Genomic DNA, 24786 nt, shown 5'->3' on the forward strand with positions numbered 1-24786 from the left:
GGCGTCAGTTCTTGATCGTCTGCAGCGCGGCGATGCCCAGACCGAAGTTGGCCAGGATCTGCGTCCAGTCCTTGGCGTCCTGGATGAAGGTCGACTTGTTCATCTGCTCCGGCACGAACACCGTGTCGCCCGGAAGTGCCGGCAGACCGGCGAGGTTGGAGCCGAAGCCCAGCCAGCCGCTGCTGGACTGGCGCGCGCTGACGACCGTTCCATTGGCGCGGATCACGAAGGCGCCACTCGCATCCGCGCCGCGGGTCGGGCCGCCGGCCAGCTTCATGACGTCATCGACGGAGGCGCTGTTCTGGAGCAGGAAGCTGCCCGCATTGAACACGCTGCCGAAGACACCGACGGTGGTCGGCTTCGACGGGATCAGCAGCCGATCGCCGTCCTCGACAGTCAGGGTGGGCAGTTGCCGCGCATCGGACTCGAGCTGCAGCACCACGCGACCCGTCGGACGTACCGCGCGCAGCCGCGCCACGAGGCGTTCCGTACCGGCGGCGCGCTGGGCATTGCCGGCGGCCTCGTCTGCCGTCGTCGCGCGCTGCGTACTGCTGTTCTTGGTGAATTCCGTCTCCAGGTCCCGCAGCGCCCGGTCGTAGTTCTCCTGCTGGGACTGGCGGACGCTCTCCCGCGAGAAGTCCGTGCCGAACACGTAGGCCTGCGAGGTCAGCCCGCCGGCCGCCGCAATGGCGTCCTGCAGCGTGCTGGTCGGGGGCAGCACGTATTCGCCGGGTCGGGCGACTTCGCCCTCGACCGTCACGCGCTTGTATTGCTTGCCCAGGGGCAGCAGCGCGTTGACGCTGCTGAACACGCGGATCACGTCCCCGTTGCTGGCCACGGTCTTCTGCTGTGCCGGCAGTTCCAGTTCACGCACGCGGCGGTCGTTGCGCTCGCTCAACTGCTCGATCGACACGCGCGAGCGGTCGGCGACGGCGCTGAAGCCGCCGGCCATCGCCAGCACGTCGTCCACCGTCTCGCCGGGCTTGAGCTCGACGATGGACTGCTTGTTCACGCTACCCAGCACAGCCACCTGCGGGCCGATCGGGCCGATGTGGATCACGTCCTCGGCCTGCAGCGCGCGGTCACTGGCCTTGTCGCCCTTGAGCAGCAGGTCGTAGGCGTCGAAGGTGGCGACGACCTGGCCGTTGCGGCGCAGTTCGATCTGGCGGAAGCTGCCTGCCGCCGACGGACCGCCGGCGCGGATCAGGCCGTTGACGATCGTGGCTAGGCTGCTGACGGTGTAGGCGCCGGGCTTCGCGGTGAAGCCGGTGACGTAGACGCGGATCGTGCGCAGCTTGCCCAGCGTGGTGCTGACCTGGAAGTTCTTGAAGACCTGCGCGATGCGGGCGCGGACCACCTCGTTCAGGTCGCCGTAACGGACGCCGGCGACCAGGACCGGGCCAACGCGCGGGATGGTGACGCGGCCGGCGCGGTCCACCGTGAGGCGCAGGTCGGCATCGACCGAACCCCAGGCGGTGACCTGGATCTCGTCTCCGACGCCGATCAGGTAGTCGGCCGGCGCCTGGCGGGGACCGTCGGCCTCACCGTTGGGGCCGCGTTGCTCGTCCAGCATCAGATCGGCGCCGACGCGGCGGATGACCATGTCGGGCGTGAACGTCTTGGCCTGCGTGAAGCTCGAAGACGGTTGCTGGGAGCGCTGCGTCGGGTCGTACGCATCGAACTCGGCCCGCTTCAACTGGTCGACGACCTCCGGATCCTTCAGGTCGATGCCGAGCAGCTTGTTGACGTAGAGCTCGAACTCGCCCGGCACGTACTTGTTCTTCTTGACCCGCGATTCGGCCTGCTGGGAAGCGTTCTGCGTGGACGCGTCCTGCGTCGTCTGCCGGTTGGTCGAGTTCAGACGCACGGGGCCGCTCGCATCCGTCGAATCGAACATCGACTGGGGTTGCGAGGTCGAGGTCTGCGCCCAGAGCGGGGTGGCCATCAGGCAGCCCGACAGCACCGCCAGCGCGAGGCGCGCGGAGGTCCGGGAGTGGAGCGTCGGAGTGGCGGCGGCCGGCGAAAGGGCGCGTTGGGCGCGATATTCCATGCGTGATCTCGTCTCAGATGAACGAGGCCGCCCGCGACGGGCCTGATGACCAGGGCGTCGGAGCGACCAGCGGCGCATTCTATGGCAGCACTGTTGCGCCAAAACCGCCTCGGTCCGGAAGCCGGTCGTTACACTGCCGCCCATGTTGTATTTGCTCATCCCGTTCGCGCTGGCGGCGGCGATCACGCTCTACGTCGTGCACTCGTCGACGGTGCACGGTCACCTGTCCTCGGACCACGACCTGTCCGGTCCGCAGAAGTTCCATGCGCGTCCCGTCCCGCGCATCGGCGGCGTCGGGATCTTCGCGGGCCTGTGCGGCATGGTCGCGCTCGCCTATTTCCTCAAGCACCCGCAGGCCAAGACCGGCCTGCTGCTGCTGCTCTGCGGGCTGCCCGCCTTCGGCGCCGGCCTGATCGAGGACTTCACCAAGAAGGTCTCCCCGCGCGAACGCCTCATCGCCACCGCGATCTCCGCCGGCCTGGGCTGCTGGCTGCTCCAGGCCATGATCACGCGCACCGACATTCCCGGCCTGGACCTCGTCGTCGGGACGACGGTCGGCGCGGTCATCATCACCATCTTCGTGGTGGCCGGCGTGGCCAACTCGGTCAACATCATCGACGGCTTCAACGGCCTCTCGTCGATGTGCGTCAGCCTGATGCTGCTGACCCTCGCCTACGTGGCCTACCAGGTCGGCGACACCGAGCTCGCGCTCTGGGCGCTCGCGGGCGTCGGCGCCATCCTCGGTTTCTTCGTCTGGAATTACCCCGCCGGCCTGATCTTCCTGGGCGACGGCGGCGCGTATTTCATGGGCTTCTACCTGGCGGAGATCGCCATCCTGCTGATCCACCGCCATCCGGAGGTGTCGCCGCTGTTCGCGCTGATGGTGTGCATCTATCCGGTGTTCGAGACGGTGTTCTCCATCTACCGCCGCCGGTTCCTGCGCAATACCAGCCCGGGCGATCCGGACGGCATCCACCTGCATTCGCTGATCTACCGCCGGCTGATGCGATGGGCGATTGGCGCACGCGATGCGCGCCTGATGACCCGCCGCAACTCGATGACCGCGCCGTACCTGTGGACGCTGTGCCTGTCGTCGCTGGCACCGGCGCTGCTGTTCTGGGACTCGACCCTGATGATCGGCGCCTGCATGGTGCTGTTCGGGGTCGCCTACGTCGCGCTGTACTGGCGCATCGTGCGGTTCCGGACGCCGAAGTGGATGGTCTTCCGCGGCGACCAGCGCAAGCTCACGGACCATTCCGCGCAGTGATCCCACAACGGTCCGCGGGCGCGGATCGGTGGTTTCCCGGGGCTTTCGAGGGCTTGGAGGATAATCCGCGCCCATGACCGACACCACCCCGACGCCGAACCCTCTCTTCGACACGCTGCCGCTGGACCCCAAGCTGCTGCGCGCCGTGTCCGATCAGGGCTACGCGACGATGACGCCCATCCAGGCCAAGGCGATCCCGATCGTCCTCGCCGGCCGCGATGTGATGGGCGCCGCCCAGACCGGCACCGGCAAGACCGCCGCGTTCTCCATCCCGCTGCTGCAGCGCATGCTCAAGCACGAGAACGCCTCGATGTCCCCGGCCCGCCACCCGGTGCGCGCGCTGGTGCTGGCCCCGACCCGCGAACTGGCCGACCAGGTCGCCAACAACGTCAAGGCCTACGCCAAGCACACCAACCTGCGCGTGGCCTGCGTGTTCGGCGGCATCGACATGAAGCCCCAGACGCTGCAGCTCAAGGCCGGCGTCGAGGTGCTGATCGCCACGCCGGGCCGGCTGCTCGACCACATCGAAGCCAAGAACGCCGTGCTCAACCACGTCGAGTACGTCGTGCTCGACGAGGCCGACCGGATGCTGGACATCGGCTTCCTGCCCGACCTGCAGCGCATCCTGAGCTACCTGCCCAAGACGCGGCAGACGCTGCTGTTCTCGGCGACCTTCTCGCCCGAGATCAAGCGCCTGGCGCAGAGCTATCTGCAGGAACCTGAGCTGGTGGAAGTCGCCCGCCCGAACGCGACGGCCTCGACCGTCGAGCAGCGCTTCTTCAGCGTCGACGACGACGACAAGCGCGCCGCGGTCAAGCAGCTGCTGCGCCAGCGCGAGATCCGCCAGGCGATCGTGTTCGTGAATTCCAAGCTGGGCGCGGCGCGCCTGGCCCGCGCCTTCGAGCGCGACGGCCTGCGCACCGCCGCCCTGCACGGCGACAAGTCCCAGGACGAGCGCCTGAAGTCGCTGGAAGCGTTCAAGCGCGGCGAGGTGGACCTGCTGGTCGCGACCGACGTGGCCGCGCGCGGCCTGGACATCGCCGACCTGCCGGCCGTCTTCAACTTCGACGTGCCGTTCAACGCCGAGGACTATGTGCACCGCATCGGCCGTACCGGCCGCGCGGGCGCGTCGGGCCTGGCCTTCACGCTGGTGACCAAGGGCGACGCGCGCCTGGTCGGCGAGATCGAGAAGCTGATCAAGAAGAAGCTGGACCTGGAGCCGATCGAGCTCGAGGGTGAACGTCGTCGCTTCGATGGCGATCGCGGCGAGCGGGGTGATCGTCCCCGCGCGGCGAGCGTCCGGAGCGCGGTGAGCGCTCGGACCGCGCGCCGCAAGGCGAGGGCGGTGGCGAGCGTCGCGACTTCCGTCGTGAGCGCGAGGACCGTCGCGACGAGGCCTACGGCTCGCACGGCTCGCACTCGCATGCGCCAGCGCGCGCGCCGCGCCAGGCCTACGACCCGCTGTTCGACAAGCCGTATGAGGCGACGCAGGGCGGCGACGTGCCGGCCTGGGAGAAGGGCCCGGCGAACGCGCCGCGCGGCGGCCTGTCGTCCAACATCAAGCCGAAGAAGAAGGTCGCGGCGCTGTTCGGCGCCAAGCGCCCGCCGGTGACGGCGGACAGCGAGTCCTGATCAATCAGTCCTGATCAATCAGTCCTGATCAGCGGGTGCCGAGGATCGCGAACACGGCCGGCACCTTGTCCGGCAGCGTCTTCGGCGCCTGACGCCATTGTTCGACCGTGGCCGTGTGCGTCCATGCGTCCTTCAGGCTCAGTCCACAACTGACCGACAGCAGCGAGCCCGGCTTCAGCGCGGCCAGCAGCGCCTGCAGCAGCGCGCCGTTGCGATAGGGTGTCTCGATCATCAGTTGCGTCTGCTGCTCGCGGGCCGAGAAATTGTCGAGCGCCTTGATGCGCGCAGTGCGCTCGACCGCCTCCAGCGGGAGGTAGCCGACGAACGCGAAGCTCTGGCCGTTCAGTCCGCTGGCGGCGAGCGCCATCAGCAGCGAGCTCGGACCGGTCAGCGGCACGACCTGCACCTTCGCCGCGTGCGCCGCCGCGACCAGCTTCGCGCCCGGGTCCGCGACGGCGGGCATGCCGGCCTCGGAGATCAGGCCGATGTCGTGACCGGCCATCGCCGGCTCCAGCAGCGCCAGCCAGAGCTTCTCTTCGCTCGACGACGCCGTGACGGCGCCGGCCGACGGTCCGCGTCCCTTGGCGGGGCGCGGAAGTTCCTCGATGTGCTGTTCCTGCAGCGGCACCGCCAATGGATGGATCACCCCGACGCGTTTCAGGAAGGCGCGCGTGGTCTTGGCGTTCTCGGCGGCCCAATGCGTGATCGAGGCGGCGCGCGTGAGTACCGCGTCCGGCAGGACCTCGCGCAGGTCGACCTCCTGGCCGTTCATGCCGAAATCGAGGGTGTTGGGAACGAGGAAGAGGCGGCCGCGGGTCATTGTTGTTCTCGGAAGGACGGGTTCAAGAAAGCAGATTCAAGAAGGCTGGTTCAAGGAAGCTGGCTCAGCACGTCCAGCCCGCCCTGGCGCAGCAACGCGGCGGTGCGGATCAGCGGCAGGCCGATCAGCGCCGTCGGATCGTCGGACTCGATCGCGTCCAGCAGCGCGATGCCCAGGCCTTCGGCCTTGGCGCTGCCCGCGCAGTCGTAGGGCTGCTCGGCGCGCAGGTAACGCTCGATCTCGGCGTCGCTCAGGTCGCGGAAGCGCACGCGCACCGGGGCCAGGTCTTGCGCGACGAAGCCGGTCGCCTCGCAGACCACGGCCAGCGCCGTCTGGAACACGACGGTGTGGCCGCGCATCGCGCGCAGCTGCTCGACGGCGCGCTCATGCGTGCCCGGCTTGCCGATCGGCTGGCCGTCCAGGTCCGCGACCTGGTCCGATCCGATCACCAGCGCCTGCGGGAAGCGCGTCGCCACCGCGCGGGCCTTGGCCAGGGCCAGTCGGCGCGCGAGGGCCTCGGGCGTTTCGCCCGCAAACGGCGTCTCGTCGACCTCGGGTGCCGCCGTCTCGAACGGCAGCCGCAGGCGTTCCAGCAGCTCGCGCCGGTAGCGGGAGGTGGAGCCCAGGATGAGCGGGCGGGAGGCCGTGGAAGCATCGGTCATGGGGCGGATTCTCCCATCGGGCCGGAGGCGGCTCGTACACTTGCGACCCATGAAACCGCGTTCGTTCGATCCATTGAAGCTCGATGTCGGAGTCTTTGCCCGGGAGGGCGGCACGCTGGAGGGCGAGTGGCCCGCGACCAGCCTGACGCGCCTGGCCGAAGCTGCCGCGCCGGAGTCCGACCCGGCCCAGTGGCCGCCCGTGTCCTGGTCCACCCGGGGCGAGCTGAGGACGCCCAAGGGCGGCGAGCCGCAGGCGTGGCTCGAGCTGACCGCCGAGGCGCAGGTCGCGGTGACCTGCCAGCGCTGCCTGCAGCCGGTGCGCGAGGACCTGGCGGTGTCGCGCTGGTTCCGCTTCGTCAAGGACGAGGACATGGCGGCGGAGATGGACATGGACTCCGACGACGATGTCCTGGCGCTGCCGCGCCATCTGGACCTGCGCGAACTGGTCGAGGACGAGCTCCTGCTGACCTTGCCGGTCGTGCCGCGCCACGAGGTGTGCCCGGAGCCGCTGCCGCACGCCAACGTCGAGGAGGAGGAGCTGCCGGCGGAAGAGCGCCCCAACCCGTTCGCGGCGCTGGCGGCGCTGAAGAAGGGCTCCGGCGGCAAGGCGTGACACCTGCCAGGTGCTGTGCTATAGTTTCCGGCTTTCCCGGATCGAAGTGCGTCCACCTGAATGGGTTCAGTGTGGGCATGCGGCGCCGGGACCGAGGCGTCGGTAGCGGAACATCCTTGTCGGATCCGCGGTACAGCTCGAGTTCTCTCGAGAGCCCGAGCAACCTCGAATCACCAGCCAGCCGAAGCCTTTAGGAGAATCAACCATGGCCGTTCAGCAAAACAAGAAGTCCCCCTCGAAGCGCGGCATGCACCGTTCGCACAACGCCCTGGTCACCCCGGGTACCGCGATCGAGCCGACCACCGGTGAAGTGCATCTGCGTCACCACATCAGCCCCAACGGCTTCTATCGTGGCCGCAAGGTGCTGAAGACCAAGGCTGACGCCGCCTGATCGATTCGATCAGCCGGTCCGGAGCGCTCTCAGGAGCCTCCGCCTGGTCGCACAAGCAAGAAGAGCCCGGTTCCGCATCACGCGTCGCCGGGCTTTCGCATTTCCGATCCTTCCCCTGGAAGGCTTCCCCCTTCTTCCGGAAGGCTTCCCCTGTCGCGCACGCTTCTTGCGGGGTCGCTACAGTCGCACCTTCGACCGGTGCTCTTCTCAGGTTTCGATGACCGCAATTCCCGCCACCCGCTCATCGCCTTCCGCCGAGCCACTCCGCCTGGCGGTGGACTGCATGGGCGGCGACCACGGCCCCGCCGTCACCCTCCCGGCTTGCAAGGCCTTCCTGGCCGCGCATCCGCAGGCGGAGCTCCTGCTGGTCGGGCTGCCCGACGCGCTCAAGACCGCTGAACACTGGCCTCGTGCGCGCATCGTCGCGGCCAGCGAGGTCGTCAGCATGGACGATCCGATCGAGATCGCCCTGCGGCGCAAGAAGGATTCGTCGATGCGGGTGGCGATCTCGCAGTTGAAGGCGGCCAAGGACGGCACACCGGCGCAGGCGCATGCCTGTGTCTCGGCGGGCAATACCGGGGCGCTGATGGCGGTCGCCAAGTACCTGCTGAAGACGCTCGAGGGCATCGACCGCCCCGCCATCGCCACCGTGATGCCCAACCAGATCGGCGGTTTCACGACGGTGCTGGACCTGGGCGCCAACGTCGACTGCGGCCCGGAGCACCTGCTGCAGTTCGCCGTGATGGGCAGCGCGCTGGTGTCGGCGGTGGACGGCAAGGAGAACCCGACGGTCGGCCTGCTGAACATCGGCGAAGAGATGATCAAGGGCAACGAGACGATCAAGCGCGCCGGCGAGCTGCTGCGCGAGGCCGCTTCGCACGACCAGCTGAACTTCCACGGCAACGTCGAAGGCAACGACATCTTCAAGGGCACGACGGACATCGTCGTGTGCGACGGTTTCGTCGGCAACGTGGCGCTGAAGACGGCCGAAGGGCTGGCCAGCATGATCTCCAGCTTCATCCGTGCGGAGTTCACCCGCAACTGGTGGACGAAGGCGATCGCGCTGCTGGCGATGCCGGTGCTGCAGCGTTTCAAGGACCGCGTCGACCATCGCCGGTTCAACGGCGCGGCGCTGCTGGGCCTGCGCGGTCTCGTGTTCAAGAGCCACGGTTCGGCCGATGCCTTCGCTTTCGAGCAGGCGTTGAACCGGGCGTATGATGCGGCCCGCAACCGGCTCCTAGACCGGGTTCACGATCGCATCGTCGCGACGCTGCAGGCGCTTCCCGCGTCTGCCAATGAGGAGGGCGGCGATGCAGGAGACACGGCGGCCACCGCCGCCCACGCTGCATGACCACTGCTTCCACGCGCCACGCCCGCATCCTCGGTACGGGCAGCCATCTGCCCGCGAACCGCGTCACCAATTCGGCCCTGGCGGAACGCCTCGCCCGCGACGGGATTGAAACCTCGCACGACTGGATCGTCGAACGGACCGGCATCCATGCCCGCCACTTCGCCGACCCGCACGTCACGTCCAGCGACCTGGCGCTGCCGGCCTCGCTGGCCGCGCTCGAATCCGCCGGCGTGCGCGCCGACGAGATCGACCTGATCATCGTCGCCACGTCCACGCCGGACATGGTGTTCCCCTCGACCGCCTGCCTGCTGCAGCAGAAACTCGGCATCCATGGCTGCGCCGCCTTCGATGTGCAGGCCGTGTGCTCGGGCTTCGTCTACGCGCTGACGGTCGCCGACTCGATGATCAAGACCGGTGCCGCGACCAAGGCGCTGGTGGTGGGGGCCGAGGTGTTCTCGCGCATCCTCGACTTCAAGGACCGCACGACCTGCGTGCTGTTCGGCGACGGCGCCGGCGCCGTGGTGGTCGGTGCCAGCGACGAACCCGGCATCCTCGCCAGCGAACTGCATGCCGACGGCCGCCATGTCGACATCCTCTGCACCCCGGGCACCGTGTCCGGCGGCGAGGTCCTGGGCCATCCGCTGCTGAAGATGGACGGCCAGGCGGTGTTCAAGCTGGCGGTGGGCGTGCTGGAGAAGGTCGCGCGTTCGGTCCTCGACAAGGCCGGCCGCACCGATGCCGACATCGACTGGCTGATCCCGCACCAGGCCAACATCCGCATCATGCAGGGCACGGCCAAGAAGCTGAAGATGCCGCTGGACAAGCTGATCGCCACCGTCGACGAGCACGGCAACACCTCCGCCGCCTCGATCCCGCTGGCCTTCGACGTCGCGGTGCGCGCCGGCAAGATCAAGCGCGGCGACACGGTGATGCTGGAAGGCGTCGGCGGCGGCTTCACCTGGGGCGCGGTGCTGCTGGACTTCTGATGGCCGACGCCGTCCGGTGCCTGATCCTGGCCGCCGGACCCGCGCGCGCAGCGGCGGCACTCGAAGTGCCGCGCCGCTGTCACGCGCGCTTCTCCCTCCTCATAGATAGTCTCGGACTCGAACCATGAGCAAGAACTTCGCAATCGTCTTCCCCGGACAGGGCTCGCAGTCGGTCGGCATGCTGGACGCCTGGGGCGATCACCCGGAAGTGGTGCGCACGCTGGCGGAAGCCTCGGCCGCGCTCGGCGAGGACATCGGCGCGCTGATCAAGAACGGCCCGAAGGAACAGCTGGACCTGACCACCAACACCCAGCCGGTGATGCTGACCGCCGGGATCGCCAACTACCGCGCGTGGATCGCCGAGACCGGCCTGGTCCCGTCCGCCGCGGCCGGCCACTCGCTGGGCGAATACACCGCGCTGGTGGCCGCTGGCGCGCTGAGCCTGGCCGACGCGCTGCCGCTGGTGCGCTTCCGCGCCCAGGCGATGCAGGAGGCCGTGCCGGTGGGTACCGGTGCGATGTCCGCCATCCTGGGTCTGGACGCCGCCGTGGTTCGCGAGATCTGCCAGACGATCGCCGCCGAGTCGGGCGAGGTCGTCGAGGCCGTGAACTTCAACGATCCGAAGCAGACGGTGATCGCCGGCTCGAAGGCGGGCGTCGAGAAGGCCAACGAGGCGCTCAAGGCGGCCGGCGCGAAACGCGCGCTGCCGCTGCCGGTGTCGGCGCCGTTCCACTCCAGCCTGATGAAGCCGGCCGCCGAACGGCTGCGCGAGAAGCTCGCCGCGGTGTCGTTCCAGGCGGCAGCCTTCCCGGTGATCAACAACATCGACGTCGCCGTGACCGACGACGCCCAAGCGCTGCGCGACGCACTGTTCCGCCAGGCCTTCGGCCCGGTGCGCTGGGTGGAGGTCATGCAGGCGCTCAAGGCCCGGGGCCTGACGACCGTCATCGAGTGCGGCCCCGGCAAGGTGCTGGCCGGCATGGCCAAGCGCATCGATGCGGACCTGGTCAGCGCCACGGTGCTGGACCCGGCGTCGCTGGCCGAGGCCAAGGCCCTGCTGGCCTGATCCACCGCCCCCTTCATCCCGAATCCCGAGGTTCTTCATGTCCGACAACAAGCAAGTGGCGCTCGTGACCGGCGCCAGCCGTGGCATCGGCCGTGCAATCGCGCTGACGCTGGCCCAGAAGGGCTTCGTCGTGATCGGCACCGCGACCAGCGAGTCCGGCGCGCAGGCCATCACCGAAGCGCTCGCGCCGCACGGTGGTCGTGGCGCGGTCCTGAACGTCAACGACGGCGCGGCCGTCAACGCGCTGATCGACGCGATCGTCGGCCAGGACGGCGGCATCCAGGTGCTGGTCAACAATGCCGGCATCACCAAGGACCAGCTGTCCATGCGGATGAAGGACGAGGACTGGGACGCCGTCCTGGACACCAACCTGAAGGCCGTGTTCCGCGCCAGCCGCGCCGTGATGCGCCCGATGATGAAGCAGCGCTACGGCCGCATCATCAACATCACCTCGGTGGTGGGGGCGTCCGGCAACGCCGGCCAGGCCAACTACGCGGCCGCCAAGGCCGGCGTCGCGGGCATGACGCGTGCCCTGGCCCGGGAGCTCGGCAGCCGCTCGGTCACCGTCAACTGCGTCGCGCCCGGCTTCATCGCCACCGACATGACCGAGGTGCTGCCGGAGGCGCAGAAGACCGCGCTGCTCGCCCAGATCCCCGCGGGCCGCCTGGGTGATCCCGCCGAGATCGCCCATGCCGTGGCGTTCCTGGCTTCCCCGGAAGCCGGCTACATCACGGGCGTGGAACTGCACGTCAACGGCGGCATGTACATGAATTGAGGTGGATCCCGTCCCGCGCCGCCAGCGTGGACGGCCCACCCACCGGATTCACCCGGCCGGTGTAGGGCTGATAGAGTGCGAGCGCGCGCCGTTGCCATCGTGGAAGGCGCGCCTCGGGAGGTCCGACTAGGGGCGCCACTCTAAGGCCTTAGAATCCCGGGTTGTTCTAGCAAACCACCCCCTCCTGGAGGAGTCATGAGCGATATCGAAGCACGTGTCAAGAAAATCATCGCCGAGCAGCTCGGCGTGCCCGAAGCCGATGTGACCAATGAAAAGGCCTTCGTCGCCGATCTGGGCGCTGATTCTCTGGACACCGTGGAACTGGTGATGGCCCTCGAAGACGAGTTCGGCATCGAGATCCCGGACGAAGAGGCCGAGAAGATCACCACCGTGCAACTGGCCATCGACTACGCGGTCAAGCACCAGAAGGCGTAAGCAAGCAGCATGAGCCGTCGTCGCGTCGTCGTCACCGGTCTCGGCCTGATCTCGCCCGTGGGCAACACGGTCGAGGAAGGCTGGGCCAACATCGTGGCTGGCAAGTCCGGCATCGACACCATCACCCGTTTCGATGCCTCGATCCTCGCCTGCCATTTCGCGGGAGAGGTCAAGGACTTCAAGGTGGATGAGTACATCCCCGCGAAGGAAGCCCGCCACATGGATACCTTCATCCATTACGGGCTGGCGGCCTCGCTGCAGGCGATCCGCGACGCGGGTCTGCCCACCGGCGACGCGCTCGATCCGGAACTGGCGGAGCGCATCGGCGTGCTCGTCGGCTCCGGCATCGGCGGCCTGCCGATGATCGAGGAGACCCATGCGGAACTGACCAGCCGCGGCCCGCGCCGCGTCAGTCCGTTCTTCGTGCCGGCCTCGATCATCAACATGATCTCGGGCCACGTCTCGATCAAGTGCGGGTTCAAGGGCCCGAACCTGGCCATCGTGACGGCGTGCACGACGGGTCTGCACAGCATCGGCACCGCCGGACGCATGATCGAGGCGGGCGACGCCGACGTCATGGTCGCCGGCGGTTCGGAATCGACGGTGTCGCCGCTGGGCGTCGGCGGTTTCGCCGCGGCCCGCGCGCTGTCCACCCGCAACGACGACCCCAAGACCGCGTCCCGCCCCTGGGACAAGGATCGCGACGGCTTCGTGCTGGGCGAGGGCGCCGGCGTGCTGGTGCTCGAAGAGTACGAACACGCCAAGAAGCGCGGCGCCAAGATCTATGCGGAGCTGGTCGGCTTCGGCATGAGCGCGGACGCGTACCACATGACCGCGCCCGACGTGGACGGCCCGACGCGCTCGATGCGCAATGCGCTGCGCAACGCCGGATTGAATGCGGACCAGATCCAGTACATGAACGCGCATGGCACGTCCACGCCCCTGGGCGATGCGAACGAGACCAACGCGATCAAGAAGGCCTTCGGCGATCATGCGAAGAACGGCCTGGTGGTGTCGTCGACCAAGTCGATGACCGGCCACCTGCTGGGCGGCGCGGGCGGCATCGAGTCCGTCTTCACCGTCAAGTCGCTGCACGACCAGGTCGCTCCGCCGACGATCAACCTCTTCAACCAGGATCCCGAGTGCGACCTGGACTACTGCGCCAACGAGGCGCGGAAGATGCCGATCGAGTACGCCGCGAAGAACAACTTCGGTTTCGGCGGCACGAACGGCACGCTGATCTTCAAGCGGATCTGATCTGCTGATCGCAGCAAGCTTTTGAAGCACGATCCGGACGGCGACTCATGACGCCGGTCCGATCGACATCACGCCGGGCCACTGCCCGGCGTTTTTCATTGGTGGACGATGCGCGCTGGGTGCGCGTGCAGCGCGCGGCGCTGTCCGGCGGCGTGGCCGCGGCGATCGTCGCGGCGTTGCGCCAGGCCGGTGTCGCCGATGGCATCGGCATATGGGCAGCGACCGCGCTCGCCGCTGTCGTGGGTGCCGCACTGCCCGTGCGCACGCCGGCGAGGGCCCTGCTGCGATGGGACGGCGCGCAGTGGTGGTGGCAGCGCGCGGGAGAGCCGCTTGCCGTCACGCCAGGCGTCGTCATCGACCTCGAACAATGGATGCTGCTGCGGCTGAACGCCGCCACGGATGCGGACGGAGTTCGTGGTCGCGCGCCGCCCGAGCGCTGGATCGCGCTGTCGCGACGCGCGCACGAAGCGCAGTGGGCGTCGCTCCGGCTCCACCTCTTTCTCGCTGCAGCCTGACACCATGTCGTTTCTGAATTCCGGGCATGATGTGGGCCTTTCGTTTTTGCATCGCCACCTGCGAGTGTTCATGCTCAATTCCGACCGCACCTGTTCCCCTCGACGTCTCGCCCTGGCGCTCGCCGGTGCCACCTTGCTGAGCGCCTCGCTGGGCGCGGCCGCTCAGGCTGCCACCAAGCCCGCGACGCCTGCCGCGACCGCGGCGCCGGCCGCTCCGGCGGCGGTGCCGGTCGCTGCGCCCGATCTGGCGCGCGCGCTGCCCGACTTCAGCGCCCTGGTCGAACAGGCCGGTCCGGCCGTCGTCAACATCCGGACCTCGGAGAAGGTGAAGGTCGCCAACGCGCAGATCGACGACCAGATGCGGGAACTGCTGCGCCGCTTCGGCATCCCCGTGCCGCAGCAGCGCCGCACGCCTCCGGGCGCGGCGCCCGCACCCGCGCCGACCCCGGACGACGATGACGACGAGGACGCGCCGCAGCGTCGAGGACTGGGTTCCGGCTTCGTGATCGGCGCGGACGGTTTCGTGATGACCAACGCGCACGTCGTCGACGATGCCGACGAGGTGACCGTCACGCTGACCGACAAGCGCGAGTTCAAGGCCAAGGTGGTCGGCCTGGACCGTCGCACCGACGTGGCGGTGCTCAAGATCGAAGCGAACAATCTGCCGATGCTGCGCATGGGCGATGTGAGCCGGCTCAAGGTCGGCGAGTGGGTGATGGCCATCGGCTCGCCGTTCGGCTTCGACAACACCGTGACGGCCGGCATCGTCAGCGCCAAGGCGCGCGACACCGGCGACCTGCTGCCGCTGATCCAGACCGACGTCGCCATCAACCCGGGCAATTCCGGCGGTCCGCTGCTGAACCTGCGCGGCGAGGTGGTGGGCATCAACTCGCAGATCTACAGCCAGTCGGGCGGGTTCATGGGCATCTCGTTCGCGATCCCGATCGACGAAGCGATGCGCGTGGCCGATCAGTTGCGCGCCGGCGGCCGCGTGACGCGCGGCATGCTGGGCGTCTATCCGGACGACGTCAGCAAGGAAGTCGCCGAGGCCATCGGCCTGGGCAAGCCGCAAGGGGCGCTGATCAGCCGCATCACGCCGGCGGGCCCTGGCGAGAAGGCCGGGCTGCAACTCGGCGACGTGATCACGAAGTTCGATGGCAAGACCGTCGAGAAGGCCGTCGACCTGCGTCGTCTGGCCGCGGCGACCAAGCCGGGCACCAAGGTGCCGCTGCAGGTGTTCCGCCGCGGCGCCTACAAGGACCTGACCGCGACGCTGGATGCGCTGCCGGACGACCGCGCCGCGGCGACGCCGGAAGCCGAGGCGCCGGCCGCGACCGGGGCGTCGGCCTGGGGCCTGACGGTCAGCGAGCTGACCGACGCGCAACGCAAGGACCTCAAGGTCGACGGCGGTCTGCGCATCGACACCGTCGACGGTCCGGCCGCGCGTGCCGGGCTGAAGACCGGCGACGTGATCCTCTCGGCCAACAACGCCGAGGTGAAGACGGTCAAGCAGTTCCAGGCCGCGCTGGCCAAGCTCGAGAAGGGCAAGTCGCTCCAGATGCTGGTGCGCCGAGGCGAAGTCGCGACCTACGTCGTGCTGAAGCCTGGCAAGGGCTGAGCCGGGCGACGTCAACCCACCGCCGGCCTGGGGCTTTCCGTAATGCGGAAAATCTGGCCGGCGGCGCGTGATCCGGTGCACAACTCAACGTCGGTTGGTGCTTGCTAACGGATGTGACCAAGGCGGGGTATTGGTGCCCCGCTCCGCTACAATCAAGCCGCGTTCGGGCAGCTTTGTCGCTGTTCCGACGGTGAATCGGAAGGCATCATTTTGATGGGCTCAGCGATCCACAGGATGTCCCCGCGTTTTGTGGATAACCTGTGTACAAAATCGCTGTTGGCGAAGGGCAACGCGCGAGAAGCTCGCATCCATGCGGTTTCCAGGGCGGGGCTTTTGGCTACAATGAAAGCCCAACAAGCAGTTGCCATACGTTTTGTTGGAAGGCGCGTCACCGTTTAGACGTGCCTTTTTTTATGTCCCGTTCAGGTCCTGCGAAGGGCCCTGCATCACCGCCCCGACCGACGTCCCCAGCGTGTCTCCGCGTGCTCCGCTCGAGCACCGTTGAAGTGGCGGACGAAGCGCGCGGTCTCCGTCCGAGTCCATGAACCACATCCGCAATTTCTCCATCATTGCCCACATCGACCACGGCAAGAGCACGTTGGCCGACCGGATCATCCAGCGCTGCGGCGGGCTGTCGGACCGGGAGATGGAAGCGCAGGTGCTGGACTCGATGGACATCGAGCGCGAGCGCGGCATCACGATCAAGGCGCAGACCGCCGCGCTGCAGTACAAGGCCGCGGACGGGCAGGTCTACAACCTGAACCTGATCGACACGCCGGGACACGTGGACTTCTCGTATGAGGTGAGCAGATCGCTGTCCGCCTGCGAAGGCGCGCTGCTGGTGGTCGACGCCAGCCAGGGCGTCGAGGCGCAGACGGTGGCCAACTGCTACACCGCGCTGGAACTCGGCGTCGAAGTCGTCCCGGTGCTGAACAAGATGGACCTCCCCTCGGCCAATCCCGATGGCGCGAAGGCGGAGATCGAGGAAGTCATCGGCATCGACGCCACCGACGCGATCCCGTGCTCGGCCAAGACCGGCATGGGCATCGACGAGATCCTCGAGGCCGTCATCAGCCGCATGCCGCCGCCGCAGGGCACGGTCGAGGCGCCGCTGCGCGCGATGATCATCGACTCCTGGTTCGACAACTACGTCGGCGTCGTGATGCTGGTCCGCGTGGTGGACGGCACGCTGAAGAAGAACGAACGCATCCGCATGATGGCGACCAACGCCATCTATCCGGCGGAGCACCTGGGCGTGTTCACGCCCAAGTCGGAGAAGCGCGACCAGCTCAACGCGGGCGAGGTGGGCTTCATCATCGCCGGCATCAAGGAGCTGTCCGCGGCGAAGGTGGGCGACACCATCACGCTGGAGAAGAAGCTCCCGAACAACCTGGGTCCGGCCACCGAGGCGCTGCCCGGTTTCAAGGAGATCCAGCCGCAGGTCTTCGCGGGCCTGTACCCGACCGAGGCCAGCGAGTACGACCAGCTGCGCGACGCGCTGGAGAAGCTCAAGCTGAACGACGCGTCGCTGCGTTTCGAACCGGAAGTCTCGCAGGCGCTGGGCTTCGGCTTCCGCTGCGGCTTCCTCGGCCTGCTGCACATGGAGATCGTGCAGGAGCGCCTGGAGCGCGAATTCGACCAGGATCTCATCACGACCGCGCCCAGCGTGGTCTACGAGGTCCAGCTCGGCGACGGCGAGGTGATCGAGGTCGAGAACCCCTCGAAGATGCCGGAGCAGAGCAAGATCGCCGAGATCCGCGAGCCGATCGTGACGGTCCACCTGTACATGCCGCAGGAGTATGTCGGCGCGGTCATGACGCTGGCCAACCAGAAGCGCGGCGTGCAGCTGAACATGGCCTACCACGGCCGCCAGGTGATGCTGACCTACGAGATCCCGCTGGCGGAGATCGTGCTGGACTTCTTCGACAAGCTGAAGTCGGTCTCGCGCGGCTACGCCTCGATGGACTACGAGTTCAAGGAATACCGCGCCTCCGACGTCGTCAAGGTCGACATGCTGATCAACGGCGACCGCATCGACGCGCTGTCGCTGATCGTGCACCGGGCGCAGTCGCAGTTCCGCGGCCGCCAGGTGGCGGCCAAGATGCGCGAGATCATCCCGCGCCAGATGTACGACGTGGCCATCCAGGCGGCCATCGGCGCCAACATCATCTCGCGCGAGAACATCAAGGCGCTGCGCAAGAACGTGCTGGCAAAATGCTACGGCGGCGACATCAGCCGCAAGCGCAAGCTGCTGGAGAAGCAGAAGGCCGGCAAGAAGCGCATGAAGCAAATCGGTTCGGTGGAGGTGCCGCAAGAAGCCTTCCTGGCCATCCTCCAAGTCGAAGAATAAGTCTCCGCATGAAAGCCATGAGCGCATTGACCGGGTTGCTGTACGTGACCCTGATCGCCTACCTGGGCGGCTGGTACCGGGGCTACTGGAGCGGCAATTTCTCGCTGCTGCTGCTGATCCTGGCCACGGTGACGCTGGCGTACTGGCTGGCCGAGCGCTTCCACTTCCAGCCTTCGCGTGAACGCGCCGCCGCGCGGCTGACCGAGTCCGACACGCAGCGCCGCGCCGCGCTGGCCGCGCAAGGCATCCAGCGCGTCGACGGCGATGTCGAAAGCGCCCGTGAGGAGATCCTGCGCCAGCCCTGGTGGCTGGACTGGACCGCCGGGCTGTTCCCGGTGATCCTGATCGTCTTCCTGCTGCGCTCGTTCATGTTCGAGCCGTTCAAGATCCCGTCCGGCTCGATGGTGCCGACGCTGCTGATCGGCGACCTGATCCTGGTGAACAAGTACCACTACGGCGTGCGGCTGCCGGTGATCAACAAGAAGATCATCAGCAACAACGACGTCCAGCGCGGCGACGTGGTCGTGTTCCGCTTCCCGCGCGACACGAGCGTGGACTACATCAAGCGCGCCGTCGGCCTGCCGGGCGACGAGATCGCCTACCTCAACCAGAAGCTGTACGTGAACGGCAAGCTGCTGGAGACGGTGTCGCAGGGCGAGTTCTTCGACGAGGATCCCAACTCGATGCGTTTCCGCAGCCGCTACACGGAGAAGCTGGGCGCGGTCGAGCACCAGATCCTCGTGGACGCGCAGCCGCAGGGGCGCATCCAGAAGCAATACGACTTCCCGTACAACGAGAACTGCAAGTACACGCTGGAAGGCGTGACCTGCAAGGTGCCGGCCGGTCATTACTTCATGATGGGCGACAACCGGGACAATTCGCTGGACTCGCGTTTCTGGGGCTTCGTGCCGGATGAGAACATCGTGGGCCGCGCCTTCGTGGTCTGGATGAACTTCGGCAGCCTGAAGCGCATCGGCGGCATCCAGTAATACGGGTCGACACACTGGCTGACCGACGGTCGGTCCGCCATCGGCTACTCTGTTCCAAAGACAACCATCGGAGCGATACGTGATGAGGGCACGGAAGATTCAACGGGGCATCAGCCTGCTCGGACTGCTGTTCTGGGGGTGATCATCGGCGGCGGGTCGGTGATCCTGCTGCGCGTGGTGCCGACGGTGATGGAGTACTACACGATCCAGAAGGCGGTCGACAGGATCGCCCGGGACAACCCCCGACGGTATCCGCGGCGCGCGACGCCTTCCAGCGGACCAAGGACATCGAATACTCGATCGTCAGCGTCGAGGCGAAGGACTTGATCATCACCAAGGTCGATGACAAGGTGAAGATCAGCTTCTCCTACGACAAGGAAGTGCCCATGTTCAACCCGGTGTTCCTGGTGATCAAGTACAAAGGCGAGTCGCACTGACCACCGCCCGACCGTCCATGACACCGCAAGCGCTCGACGCCCTCCAGCAACGCCTCGGCTACCGCTTCAAGCAGCCGGGACTGCTGCAGCGCGCGCTGACGCATCGCAGCTTCGGTCAGCAGCACAATGAGCGTCTGGAGTTCCTCGGCGACGCGGTGCTCAACCTGACGGTGTCGGCGCTGCTGTTCGACCGGTTCGCCGGTTCCGATGAGGGCGACCTGACCCGCATCCGCGCGCACCTGGTGCGTGAAGACAGCCTGCACCGCCTGGCGCTGGTGCTGCAGATGCCCGAGGCGCTGCGCATGAGCGAGGGCGAGGCCCGCGGCGGCGGCGGCCAGCGGCCGTCGATCCTGGCGGACGCGCTGGAGGCTGTGATCGGCGCCGCGTTCATGGACGGCGGCTACGAGGCCGCGCGCGAGATCGTGCGCGGGCTGCTGGGCGAGACGATCGCCGCGAGCGGCATCGAGCAGTGGGCCAAGGATTCGAAGACGGCGCTGCAGGAATGGCTCCAGGCGCGCAAGCTGCCGGTGCCGTCCTACCGCATCGCCGAGACGCGGGGCCAGGCCCACGCGCAGACGTTCACCGTCGAATGCGAAGTGGCCTCGCTGACGCTGTCGCGCCGCGGCGAAGGACGCTCGCGCCGGATTGCGGAGCAGGAGGCAGCCCGACAGGTGCTGGACGAACTGCTCGCCGGCGATCGACCCGGCACCGGCCTGCGCGACTGACGCGGAGCCCGCGATGAACGCACCCAGAACGCCGAGGACGCCGAAACCGACGTCCCCGTCCGATGCCATTTCTGATTCCCTTTCTGAATCTCCTTCCCCTGTTTCCGAGGACCCCGATCTGAACACCCCGCACGACCCCGCCACCCCGCACGACCCCGATACGTCGCTGGACCACGACGCCGACGCCGACACCAATGCCGACGTCGAGAACGATGAGCTCGACGAGGGCGAGGACGACGAAGGCGAGGACCTGCCTGAGGTTCAGGGTGGCATCGGCGCGATGCCGTACGAGGGCGACCTGCGCTGCGGCCTGATCGCGATCGTGGGCCGGCCCAACGTCGGCAAGTCGACGCTGCTGAACGCGCTGGTCGGCCAGAAGGTCTCGATCACGTCGAAGAAGGCGCAGACCACGCGCCACCGCATCACCGGCGTGCGCACCGTCGACGAGGCGCAGTTCGTCTTCGTCGACACGCCCGGCTTCCAGACCAAGCACAGCAGCGCGCTGAACCGCAACCTGAACCGCACGGTCCAGGGCGTGCTGGCGGACGTGGACCTGGTGCTGTTCGTCGTCGAGGCGGGCCGCTTCGGCCTGGACGACGCCAAGGTGCTGTCGCTGCTGCCGCAGAACAAGCCGGTCGTGCTGGTCGCCAACAAGCTGGACGCGGTGACCCGGCGCGCCGAGATGATGCCCTGGCTCAAGAGCATGCAGGAGCGACGCAACTTCACCGAGTTCGTGCCGCTGTCGGCCAAGAAGGACTCCGACGTGCAGCGCCTGTTCCAGATCCTGAAGCCCTACCTGCCGAACCAGGAATGGTTCTACGAGGAAGACGCGCTGACCGACCGCAGCGAGAAGTTCATGGCCGCGGAGATGATCCGCGAGAAGCTCTTCCGCCTGACCGGCGACGAGCTGCCCTACGAAGCCACGGTGATCATCGATCGCTGGGAAGAGGAGGGTAACCTGCGCCGCATCGCCGCGACCATCGTGGTCGAGCGCGACGCGCAGAAGGGCATGATCATCGGCCAGGGCGGCGAGCGCCTGAAGCGCATCGGTTCCGAGACCCGCCAGGAGCTGGAGAAGCTGTGGGACGCGCGCGTGTTCCTGGAGCTCTGGGTGAAGGTGCGGTCGGGCTGGGCCGATTCCGAAGAGCATCTGAGAAGCTACGGCTACGAGTGAGGCCCATGGCCACCCGCGCCCCGAAGCCGCCCGCCACGCAGGCGGCTTTTGTTTTGCACCACTACGACTGGAGCGAGACCAGCCTCGTGCTGGACCTGTTCAGCCGGGAGCACGGCCGGCTGGCGGTGATCGCCAAGGGGGCGAAGCGGCCCTATTCGCAGCTGAGATCGGTGCTGCTGCCGTTCCTGCGGCTGCAGGTGACGCTGTCCAAGCCGTCGAAGATGAACGAGGACGGCGCGGCCGAGGTGCAGTCGCTGCGCGGCGCGGAGTGGGTCGGCGGGCAGACGCTGCCCAGCGGCGCGGCGCTGTTCAGCGGCTACTACGTCAACGAGCTGCTGCTGAAGTTCCTGCCCCGGCAGGAGGCTCAGCCGGAACTCTTCGACGCCTACGCGGCCCTGCTGCCGCAACTGCGCTCGGTGGACGACGCGCAGGCGGCGCTGCGGGCCTTCGAACTCAAGATGCTGTCGATCTGCGGCCTGCTGCCGGACCTGAGTGTCCTCTCGACGACGCAGGCGCCGCTGGATCCGGAGCGGCTGTACATGCTCGCGCCGGAGTCCGGCGTCATCGTGCCGACACACGATGCGCCGCAACTGACAGGCCAGGCGTTCGTCCAGCTCCAGGCTGCCCTGCTGCACGGCAGCCAGGCGGCGCTGCAACAGGCCTGCGAACTCGCGGGGCCGGCGCTGAAGCCGCTGTCGCGCGCATTGCTTCACTATCATCTGGGGCATCGTCCATTGCGGACGCGGCAAGTGCTGCTCGACGTCCAGAAGCTGCTCACATGAATCCGCTGATCGCTCCCGAATCCGGCCGCCACGATGCGCGATGCGCGCTCTCGGTCAACGTCAACAAGGTCGCGCTGCTGCGCAACACCCGGCACCTGGGCATCCCCAGCGTGACGCGCGCGGCGCAGCTGTGCCTGGAGGCCGGCGCGCAGGGGATCACGGTGCACCCGCGGCCCGACGCGCGCCACATCCGCGCCGACGATGTGCGCGAGCTCGCCGCGCTGATGAAGTCGTGGCCGCAGGCCGAGTACAACATCGAGGGCAACCCGACGCAGAACCTGATGGACTTCATCCGCGAGACGAAGCCGCATCAGGCGACCTTCGTGCCGGACGGCGAGGACCAGTTCACCTCCGACCACGGCTGGAACCTGCCGGCGGATGCCGAACGCCTGCGCCCGATGATCGCCGAGTGCAAGTCGCTGGGCGTGCGGGTGAGCCTGTTCATGGATCCGCTGCCGGAGGCGATGGCGCACGTGGCCGCCGTCGGCGCGGACCGCATCGAGCTCTACACCGAGACCTGGGCGAGCGCCTTCGGCACGCCGCGCGAGGCCGAGGTGGCCGCGGCCTTCGCGGCCACGGCGCGCGCCGCGCTGGCACAAGGCCTGGGCATCAACGCCGGCCACGACCTGAACCGCGACAACCTGACGCGCTTCCTGCGCGAGGTGCCGGGGGTGGCTGAGGTCTCGATCGGCCACGCGCTGATCGCTGATGCGCTGGAGCTCGGCTACACCGAGGCGGTGCGCGACTACCAGCGCTGCATCCAGCGCGCGTACGTCTGATTGCATTTCCGCACCAGACACCCACACGACGCCCGCAGGACGCCCACACGGCGGGCACGAAACGCGCACGCCAGGCGCATGAAAGGGTCGCGATGATCTACGGCATCGGCACGGACGTCTGCGACATCCGGCGCATCCGCAAGACGTTCGAACGGCGCGGCGAGCGCTTCGCCGAGAAGGTGCTGGGTCCGCACGAGCTCGAGGTGTTCCGCGAGCGGCATGCCAAGGTCGAGGCGCGGGGCATCGCCTACCTGGCGACGCGCTTCTCGGCCAAGGAGGCGTTCTCGAAGGCGATCGGCATGGGCATGCGGATGCCGATGACCTGGCGCGACTGCGAGATCGTCAAGGCGCGCAGCGGCAAGCCGGGCATCCAGCTGCACGGCGCGCTGGCCGAGTGGTTCGAGGCCAAGGGCTTGAGCGCGCATGTCAGCGTGAGCGACGAGACCGACTATGCGACGGCGTTCGTCGTCGTCGAGACCCGGGAATGATTCCAACGACATCTGAACGCGCCTGAATGTGCCCGACCGTGCAAAGGCGCGCGACCAACGAGAGAGACAGTCAATGACCGAGCATCTGCATTCGCCCGTGATCCTGGACATCGCCGGCACGACGCTGACGGCGGACGACCGCCGCCGGCTGGCGCATCCGCTGACGGGCGGGATGATCCTGTTCGCGCGCCACTTCGAGAACCGCGCGCAGCTGACCTCGCTGTGCGCCGAGGCCAAGGCCATCCGTCCCGACCTGCTGATCGCGGTCGACCAGGAAGGCGGTCGTGTCCAGCGTTTCCGCACGGACGGTTTCACGGCGCTGCCGGCGATGCGCGCGCTCGGCGAACTGTGGATGGACGACGCGATGCGCGCGGTCCAGGCCGCGACGGCGACCGGCCTGGTGCTGGCGCTGGAACTGCGCGCCTGCGGCGTCGACATGAGCTTCGCGCCGGTGCTGGACCTGGACCATCAGGATGCCGGCCGCCAGTCGATCAGCGCGGTGATCGGATCGCGCAGCTTCCACAGCGACCCGCGCGTGGTGAGCCTGCTGGCGCAGAGCCTGATGCAGGGCCTGGCGCTCGCGGGCATGGCGAGCTGCGGCAAGCACTTCCCGGGACACGGCGCGGTGAGCGTCGATTCGCACGTTGGCGTGCCGGTGGACACGCGTTCGCTGAAGGCGATCCTGGCGGAGGACGTGCGGCCGTTCGAATGGCTGAGCCTGAGCCTGTCGGCGGTGATGCCCGCGCACGTGGTCTACCGCAAGGTGGACAGCCGGCCGGCGGGTTTCAGCCAGCGCTGGCTGCAGGACATCCTGCGCGACCGCCTGGGCTTCGCCGGAGCGGTGTTCAGCGACGACCTCGGCATGGCCGCGGCGCGTGTGATCGAGGGCCGGCCGGTGGGATACACCGAGGCGGCGCTCGCCGCGCTGGGCGCGGGCTGCGACCTGGTGCTGCTCTGCAACCAGAGCCAGGAGCAGGGTGGCCGCGCAATCGACGAGCTGCTCGACGGCCTGGCCGACGCGCAGGCGAAGGGCGCGTGGACGCCCGCGATCGACAGCGAGGCCCGCCGCGCGGCGCTGGTGCCGCAGTCGGCGCCGCTGACCTGGGATGAGCTGATGCTGGCGCCGCGTTACCTGGAGGCGCTGGCGCGCCTGCCGTGATCCCGGTCGACGTGCCGTTCAGCGGCAGTCGACCGATCGGAGGGTCATCATCGCGCCGGGTTCCCTGCGCATGATGGCCGTGCACCGGGCGTAGCCGGCCAGCGGCCGTGTCAACACGAGTCGGGTGCCGGCGTAGCTGCAGATCGCGAGCGGTCGATCGAGCGCGGTCACGTTCCAGACCAGCGTCTCGGTGACGCCACCCTTGGCGTCGCGCTGGGTCTTCATGTCGTCGTAGATCGCGCCTTGATGCTCGTCGATGGCCCCTTGGGTGATCTGGAAGCCGCCGAGCGCATGCCTGACCTGGGGCGCCTCGCGGGCGACGGCGAAGCCTTCCGGCACCTCTGAGGCCTCCTGCCTGGTGGCGGCCCACCCGGCAGGGCAACTGAAGGGCTCAGGCGAGGCCTGGATCTGATGGCCGGTCAAGGCAAGGCACAGGGCGACAGCGGGCTTGAGCAGGGACATGTC

At 68.0% G+C, this 24786-nt stretch carries 24 protein-coding genes and 1 pseudogene; 21 read left to right on the plus strand and 4 right to left on the minus strand.

From position 1 onward, the window contains the following. Positions 1–4: 4 nt before the first annotated feature. Complete coding sequence (locus ACQ859_RS07540; RefSeq protein ID WP_431265258.1) at positions 5–2050, minus strand: SLBB domain-containing protein; 2046 nt, start codon at positions 2048–2050, stop codon at positions 5–7. Between the two features lie 142 nt (positions 2051–2192). On the opposite strand from ACQ859_RS07540, the gene ACQ859_RS07545 reads away from it, so the two are divergent. Together ACQ859_RS07545 and ACQ859_RS07550 are read left to right on the plus strand one after the other, a co-directional pair. Continuing rightward, positions 2193–3317 (plus strand): MraY family glycosyltransferase, encoded by a 1125-nt coding sequence (locus ACQ859_RS07545; protein WP_431265259.1) that lies wholly within the window; start codon positions 2193–2195, stop codon positions 3315–3317. 73 nt (positions 3318–3390) lie between these two features. After that, positions 3391–4949 (plus strand): annotated as a pseudogene (locus tag ACQ859_RS07550) (DEAD/DEAH box helicase). A 28-nt stretch (positions 4950–4977) separates the two neighbouring features. Here ACQ859_RS07550 and ACQ859_RS07555 read toward each other — a convergent pair. Next, a complete protein-coding gene (locus tag ACQ859_RS07555; RefSeq protein ID WP_431265260.1) occupies positions 4978–5769 on the minus strand; it encodes an SAM-dependent methyltransferase in 792 nt (263 codons plus the stop codon). A gap of 50 nt (positions 5770–5819) precedes the next feature. Beyond that, complete coding sequence (locus ACQ859_RS07560; RefSeq protein ID WP_431265261.1) at positions 5820–6431, minus strand: Maf family nucleotide pyrophosphatase; 612 nt, start codon at positions 6429–6431, stop codon at positions 5820–5822. A gap of 49 nt (positions 6432–6480) precedes the next feature. Here ACQ859_RS07560 and ACQ859_RS07565 point away from each other — a divergent pair, with 49 nt between their 5' ends. The 19 genes from ACQ859_RS07565 (at position 6481) to nagZ (ending at position 24321) form a co-directional block, all read left to right on the plus strand. Then, positions 6481–7044 (plus strand): YceD family protein, encoded by a 564-nt coding sequence (locus ACQ859_RS07565; protein WP_431265262.1) that lies wholly within the window; start codon positions 6481–6483, stop codon positions 7042–7044. Positions 7045–7249: 205 nt separating this feature from the next. Continuing rightward, on the plus strand, positions 7250–7435 hold the full coding sequence (gene rpmF, locus ACQ859_RS07570) for a 50S ribosomal protein L32 (RefSeq protein ID WP_067065736.1): 186 nt from the start codon (positions 7250–7252) through the stop codon (positions 7433–7435). Between the two features lie 217 nt (positions 7436–7652). After that, positions 7653–8786, plus strand: coding sequence for a phosphate acyltransferase PlsX (plsX, locus tag ACQ859_RS07575; RefSeq protein WP_431265263.1), 1134 nt, complete (start codon positions 7653–7655; stop codon positions 8784–8786). After that, entirely contained in the window at positions 8783–9772 is a 990-nt protein-coding gene (locus ACQ859_RS07580) for a beta-ketoacyl-ACP synthase III (RefSeq protein ID WP_431265264.1), read from the plus strand. The genes plsX and ACQ859_RS07580 overlap by 4 nt, the downstream gene beginning before the upstream one ends. A gap of 124 nt (positions 9773–9896) precedes the next feature. Next, positions 9897–10838: an ACP S-malonyltransferase gene (gene fabD, locus ACQ859_RS07585; protein WP_431265265.1), complete on the plus strand. Its 942-nt coding sequence runs from the start codon at positions 9897–9899 to the stop codon at positions 10836–10838. A gap of 37 nt (positions 10839–10875) precedes the next feature. Further along, positions 10876–11613 (plus strand): 3-oxoacyl-ACP reductase FabG, encoded by a 738-nt coding sequence (fabG, locus tag ACQ859_RS07590; RefSeq protein ID WP_431265266.1) that lies wholly within the window; start codon positions 10876–10878, stop codon positions 11611–11613. 195 nt (positions 11614–11808) lie between these two features. Continuing rightward, entirely contained in the window at positions 11809–12048 is a 240-nt protein-coding gene (gene acpP / locus ACQ859_RS07595; RefSeq protein WP_058936430.1) for an acyl carrier protein, read from the plus strand. 9 nt (positions 12049–12057) lie between these two features. Continuing rightward, the gene (gene fabF / locus ACQ859_RS07600; RefSeq protein WP_431265267.1) at positions 12058–13305 is read left to right on the plus strand and encodes a beta-ketoacyl-ACP synthase II; all 1248 of its coding nucleotides are present in this window, start codon (positions 12058–12060) and stop codon (positions 13303–13305) included. Positions 13306–13352: 47 nt separating this feature from the next. Next, complete coding sequence (locus ACQ859_RS07605) at positions 13353–13820, plus strand: hypothetical protein (protein WP_431265268.1); 468 nt, start codon at positions 13353–13355, stop codon at positions 13818–13820. Positions 13821–13890: 70 nt separating this feature from the next. Beyond that, positions 13891–15438, plus strand: a complete 1548-nt coding sequence (locus ACQ859_RS07610) for a DegQ family serine endoprotease (RefSeq protein ID WP_431265269.1) — start codon at positions 13891–13893, stop codon at positions 15436–15438. 541 nt (positions 15439–15979) lie between these two features. Next, a complete protein-coding gene (gene lepA / locus ACQ859_RS07615; RefSeq protein ID WP_431265270.1) occupies positions 15980–17788 on the plus strand; it encodes a translation elongation factor 4 in 1809 nt (602 codons plus the stop codon). A 17-nt stretch (positions 17789–17805) separates the two neighbouring features. Then, positions 17806–18777 (plus strand): signal peptidase I, encoded by a 972-nt coding sequence (lepB, locus tag ACQ859_RS07620; RefSeq protein WP_431265271.1) that lies wholly within the window; start codon positions 17806–17808, stop codon positions 18775–18777. Positions 18778–19064: 287 nt separating this feature from the next. After that, complete coding sequence (locus tag ACQ859_RS07625) at positions 19065–19214, plus strand: DUF4845 domain-containing protein (protein ID WP_431266486.1); 150 nt, start codon at positions 19065–19067, stop codon at positions 19212–19214. Positions 19215–19231: 17 nt separating this feature from the next. Next, entirely contained in the window at positions 19232–19939 is a 708-nt protein-coding gene (rnc, locus tag ACQ859_RS07630; protein WP_431265272.1) for a ribonuclease III, read from the plus strand. A gap of 280 nt (positions 19940–20219) precedes the next feature. Beyond that, positions 20220–21113, plus strand: coding sequence for a GTPase Era (gene era / locus ACQ859_RS07635; RefSeq protein ID WP_377161555.1), 894 nt, complete (start codon positions 20220–20222; stop codon positions 21111–21113). Positions 21114–21118: 5 nt separating this feature from the next. Further along, the gene (recO, locus tag ACQ859_RS07640) at positions 21119–21895 is read left to right on the plus strand and encodes a DNA repair protein RecO (protein WP_431265273.1); all 777 of its coding nucleotides are present in this window, start codon (positions 21119–21121) and stop codon (positions 21893–21895) included. Then, entirely contained in the window at positions 21892–22674 is a 783-nt protein-coding gene (locus ACQ859_RS07645) for a pyridoxine 5'-phosphate synthase (RefSeq protein WP_431265274.1), read from the plus strand. The genes recO and ACQ859_RS07645 overlap by 4 nt, the downstream gene beginning before the upstream one ends. 92 nt (positions 22675–22766) lie before the next feature. Continuing rightward, positions 22767–23162, plus strand: coding sequence for a holo-ACP synthase (acpS, locus tag ACQ859_RS07650; protein WP_431265275.1), 396 nt, complete (start codon positions 22767–22769; stop codon positions 23160–23162). A 73-nt stretch (positions 23163–23235) separates the two neighbouring features. Next, positions 23236–24321, plus strand: a complete 1086-nt coding sequence (nagZ, locus tag ACQ859_RS07655) for a beta-N-acetylhexosaminidase (RefSeq protein WP_431265276.1) — start codon at positions 23236–23238, stop codon at positions 24319–24321. Positions 24322–24339: 18 nt separating this feature from the next. Here nagZ and ACQ859_RS07660 read toward each other — a convergent pair whose 3' ends face one another. Beyond that, complete coding sequence (locus ACQ859_RS07660; protein WP_431265277.1) at positions 24340–24783, minus strand: STY0301 family protein; 444 nt, start codon at positions 24781–24783, stop codon at positions 24340–24342. Positions 24784–24786 lie beyond the last annotated feature (3 nt).

It is taken from the genome of Roseateles chitinivorans (assembly GCF_050632235.1).
Taxonomy (GTDB): domain Bacteria; phylum Pseudomonadota; class Gammaproteobacteria; order Burkholderiales; family Burkholderiaceae_C; genus Roseateles; species Roseateles chitinivorans_A.

Excerpts from the sequence above, each read along its gene's own strand:
- ACQ859_RS07540 (WP_431265258.1), bottom strand. The coding sequence starts at position 2,050 with ATGGAATATCGCGCCCAACGCGCCCTTTCGCCGGCCGCCGCCACTCCG.
- ACQ859_RS07545 (WP_431265259.1), top strand. The coding sequence starts at position 2,193 with ATGTTGTATTTGCTCATCCCGTTCGCGCTGGCGGCGGCGATCACGCTC.
- ACQ859_RS07555 (WP_431265260.1), bottom strand. The coding sequence starts at position 5,769 with ATGACCCGCGGCCGCCTCTTCCTCGTTCCCAACACCCTCGATTTCGGC.
- ACQ859_RS07560 (WP_431265261.1), bottom strand. The coding sequence starts at position 6,431 with ATGACCGATGCTTCCACGGCCTCCCGCCCGCTCATCCTGGGCTCCACC.
- ACQ859_RS07565 (WP_431265262.1), top strand. The coding sequence starts at position 6,481 with ATGAAACCGCGTTCGTTCGATCCATTGAAGCTCGATGTCGGAGTCTTT.
- rpmF (WP_067065736.1), top strand. The coding sequence starts at position 7,250 with ATGGCCGTTCAGCAAAACAAGAAGTCCCCCTCGAAGCGCGGCATGCAC.
- plsX (WP_431265263.1), top strand. The coding sequence starts at position 7,653 with ATGACCGCAATTCCCGCCACCCGCTCATCGCCTTCCGCCGAGCCACTC.
- ACQ859_RS07580 (WP_431265264.1), top strand. The coding sequence starts at position 8,783 with ATGACCACTGCTTCCACGCGCCACGCCCGCATCCTCGGTACGGGCAGC.
- fabD (WP_431265265.1), top strand. The coding sequence starts at position 9,897 with ATGAGCAAGAACTTCGCAATCGTCTTCCCCGGACAGGGCTCGCAGTCG.
- fabG (WP_431265266.1), top strand. The coding sequence starts at position 10,876 with ATGTCCGACAACAAGCAAGTGGCGCTCGTGACCGGCGCCAGCCGTGGC.
- acpP (WP_058936430.1), top strand. The coding sequence starts at position 11,809 with ATGAGCGATATCGAAGCACGTGTCAAGAAAATCATCGCCGAGCAGCTC.
- fabF (WP_431265267.1), top strand. The coding sequence starts at position 12,058 with ATGAGCCGTCGTCGCGTCGTCGTCACCGGTCTCGGCCTGATCTCGCCC.
- ACQ859_RS07605 (WP_431265268.1), top strand. The coding sequence starts at position 13,353 with ATGACGCCGGTCCGATCGACATCACGCCGGGCCACTGCCCGGCGTTTT.
- ACQ859_RS07610 (WP_431265269.1), top strand. The coding sequence starts at position 13,891 with ATGCTCAATTCCGACCGCACCTGTTCCCCTCGACGTCTCGCCCTGGCG.
- lepA (WP_431265270.1), top strand. The coding sequence starts at position 15,980 with ATGAACCACATCCGCAATTTCTCCATCATTGCCCACATCGACCACGGC.
- lepB (WP_431265271.1), top strand. The coding sequence starts at position 17,806 with ATGAGCGCATTGACCGGGTTGCTGTACGTGACCCTGATCGCCTACCTG.
- rnc (WP_431265272.1), top strand. The coding sequence starts at position 19,232 with ATGACACCGCAAGCGCTCGACGCCCTCCAGCAACGCCTCGGCTACCGC.
- era (WP_377161555.1), top strand. The coding sequence starts at position 20,220 with ATGCCGTACGAGGGCGACCTGCGCTGCGGCCTGATCGCGATCGTGGGC.
- recO (WP_431265273.1), top strand. The coding sequence starts at position 21,119 with ATGGCCACCCGCGCCCCGAAGCCGCCCGCCACGCAGGCGGCTTTTGTT.
- ACQ859_RS07645 (WP_431265274.1), top strand. The coding sequence starts at position 21,892 with ATGAATCCGCTGATCGCTCCCGAATCCGGCCGCCACGATGCGCGATGC.
- acpS (WP_431265275.1), top strand. The coding sequence starts at position 22,767 with ATGATCTACGGCATCGGCACGGACGTCTGCGACATCCGGCGCATCCGC.
- nagZ (WP_431265276.1), top strand. The coding sequence starts at position 23,236 with ATGACCGAGCATCTGCATTCGCCCGTGATCCTGGACATCGCCGGCACG.
- ACQ859_RS07660 (WP_431265277.1), bottom strand. The coding sequence starts at position 24,783 with ATGTCCCTGCTCAAGCCCGCTGTCGCCCTGTGCCTTGCCTTGACCGGC.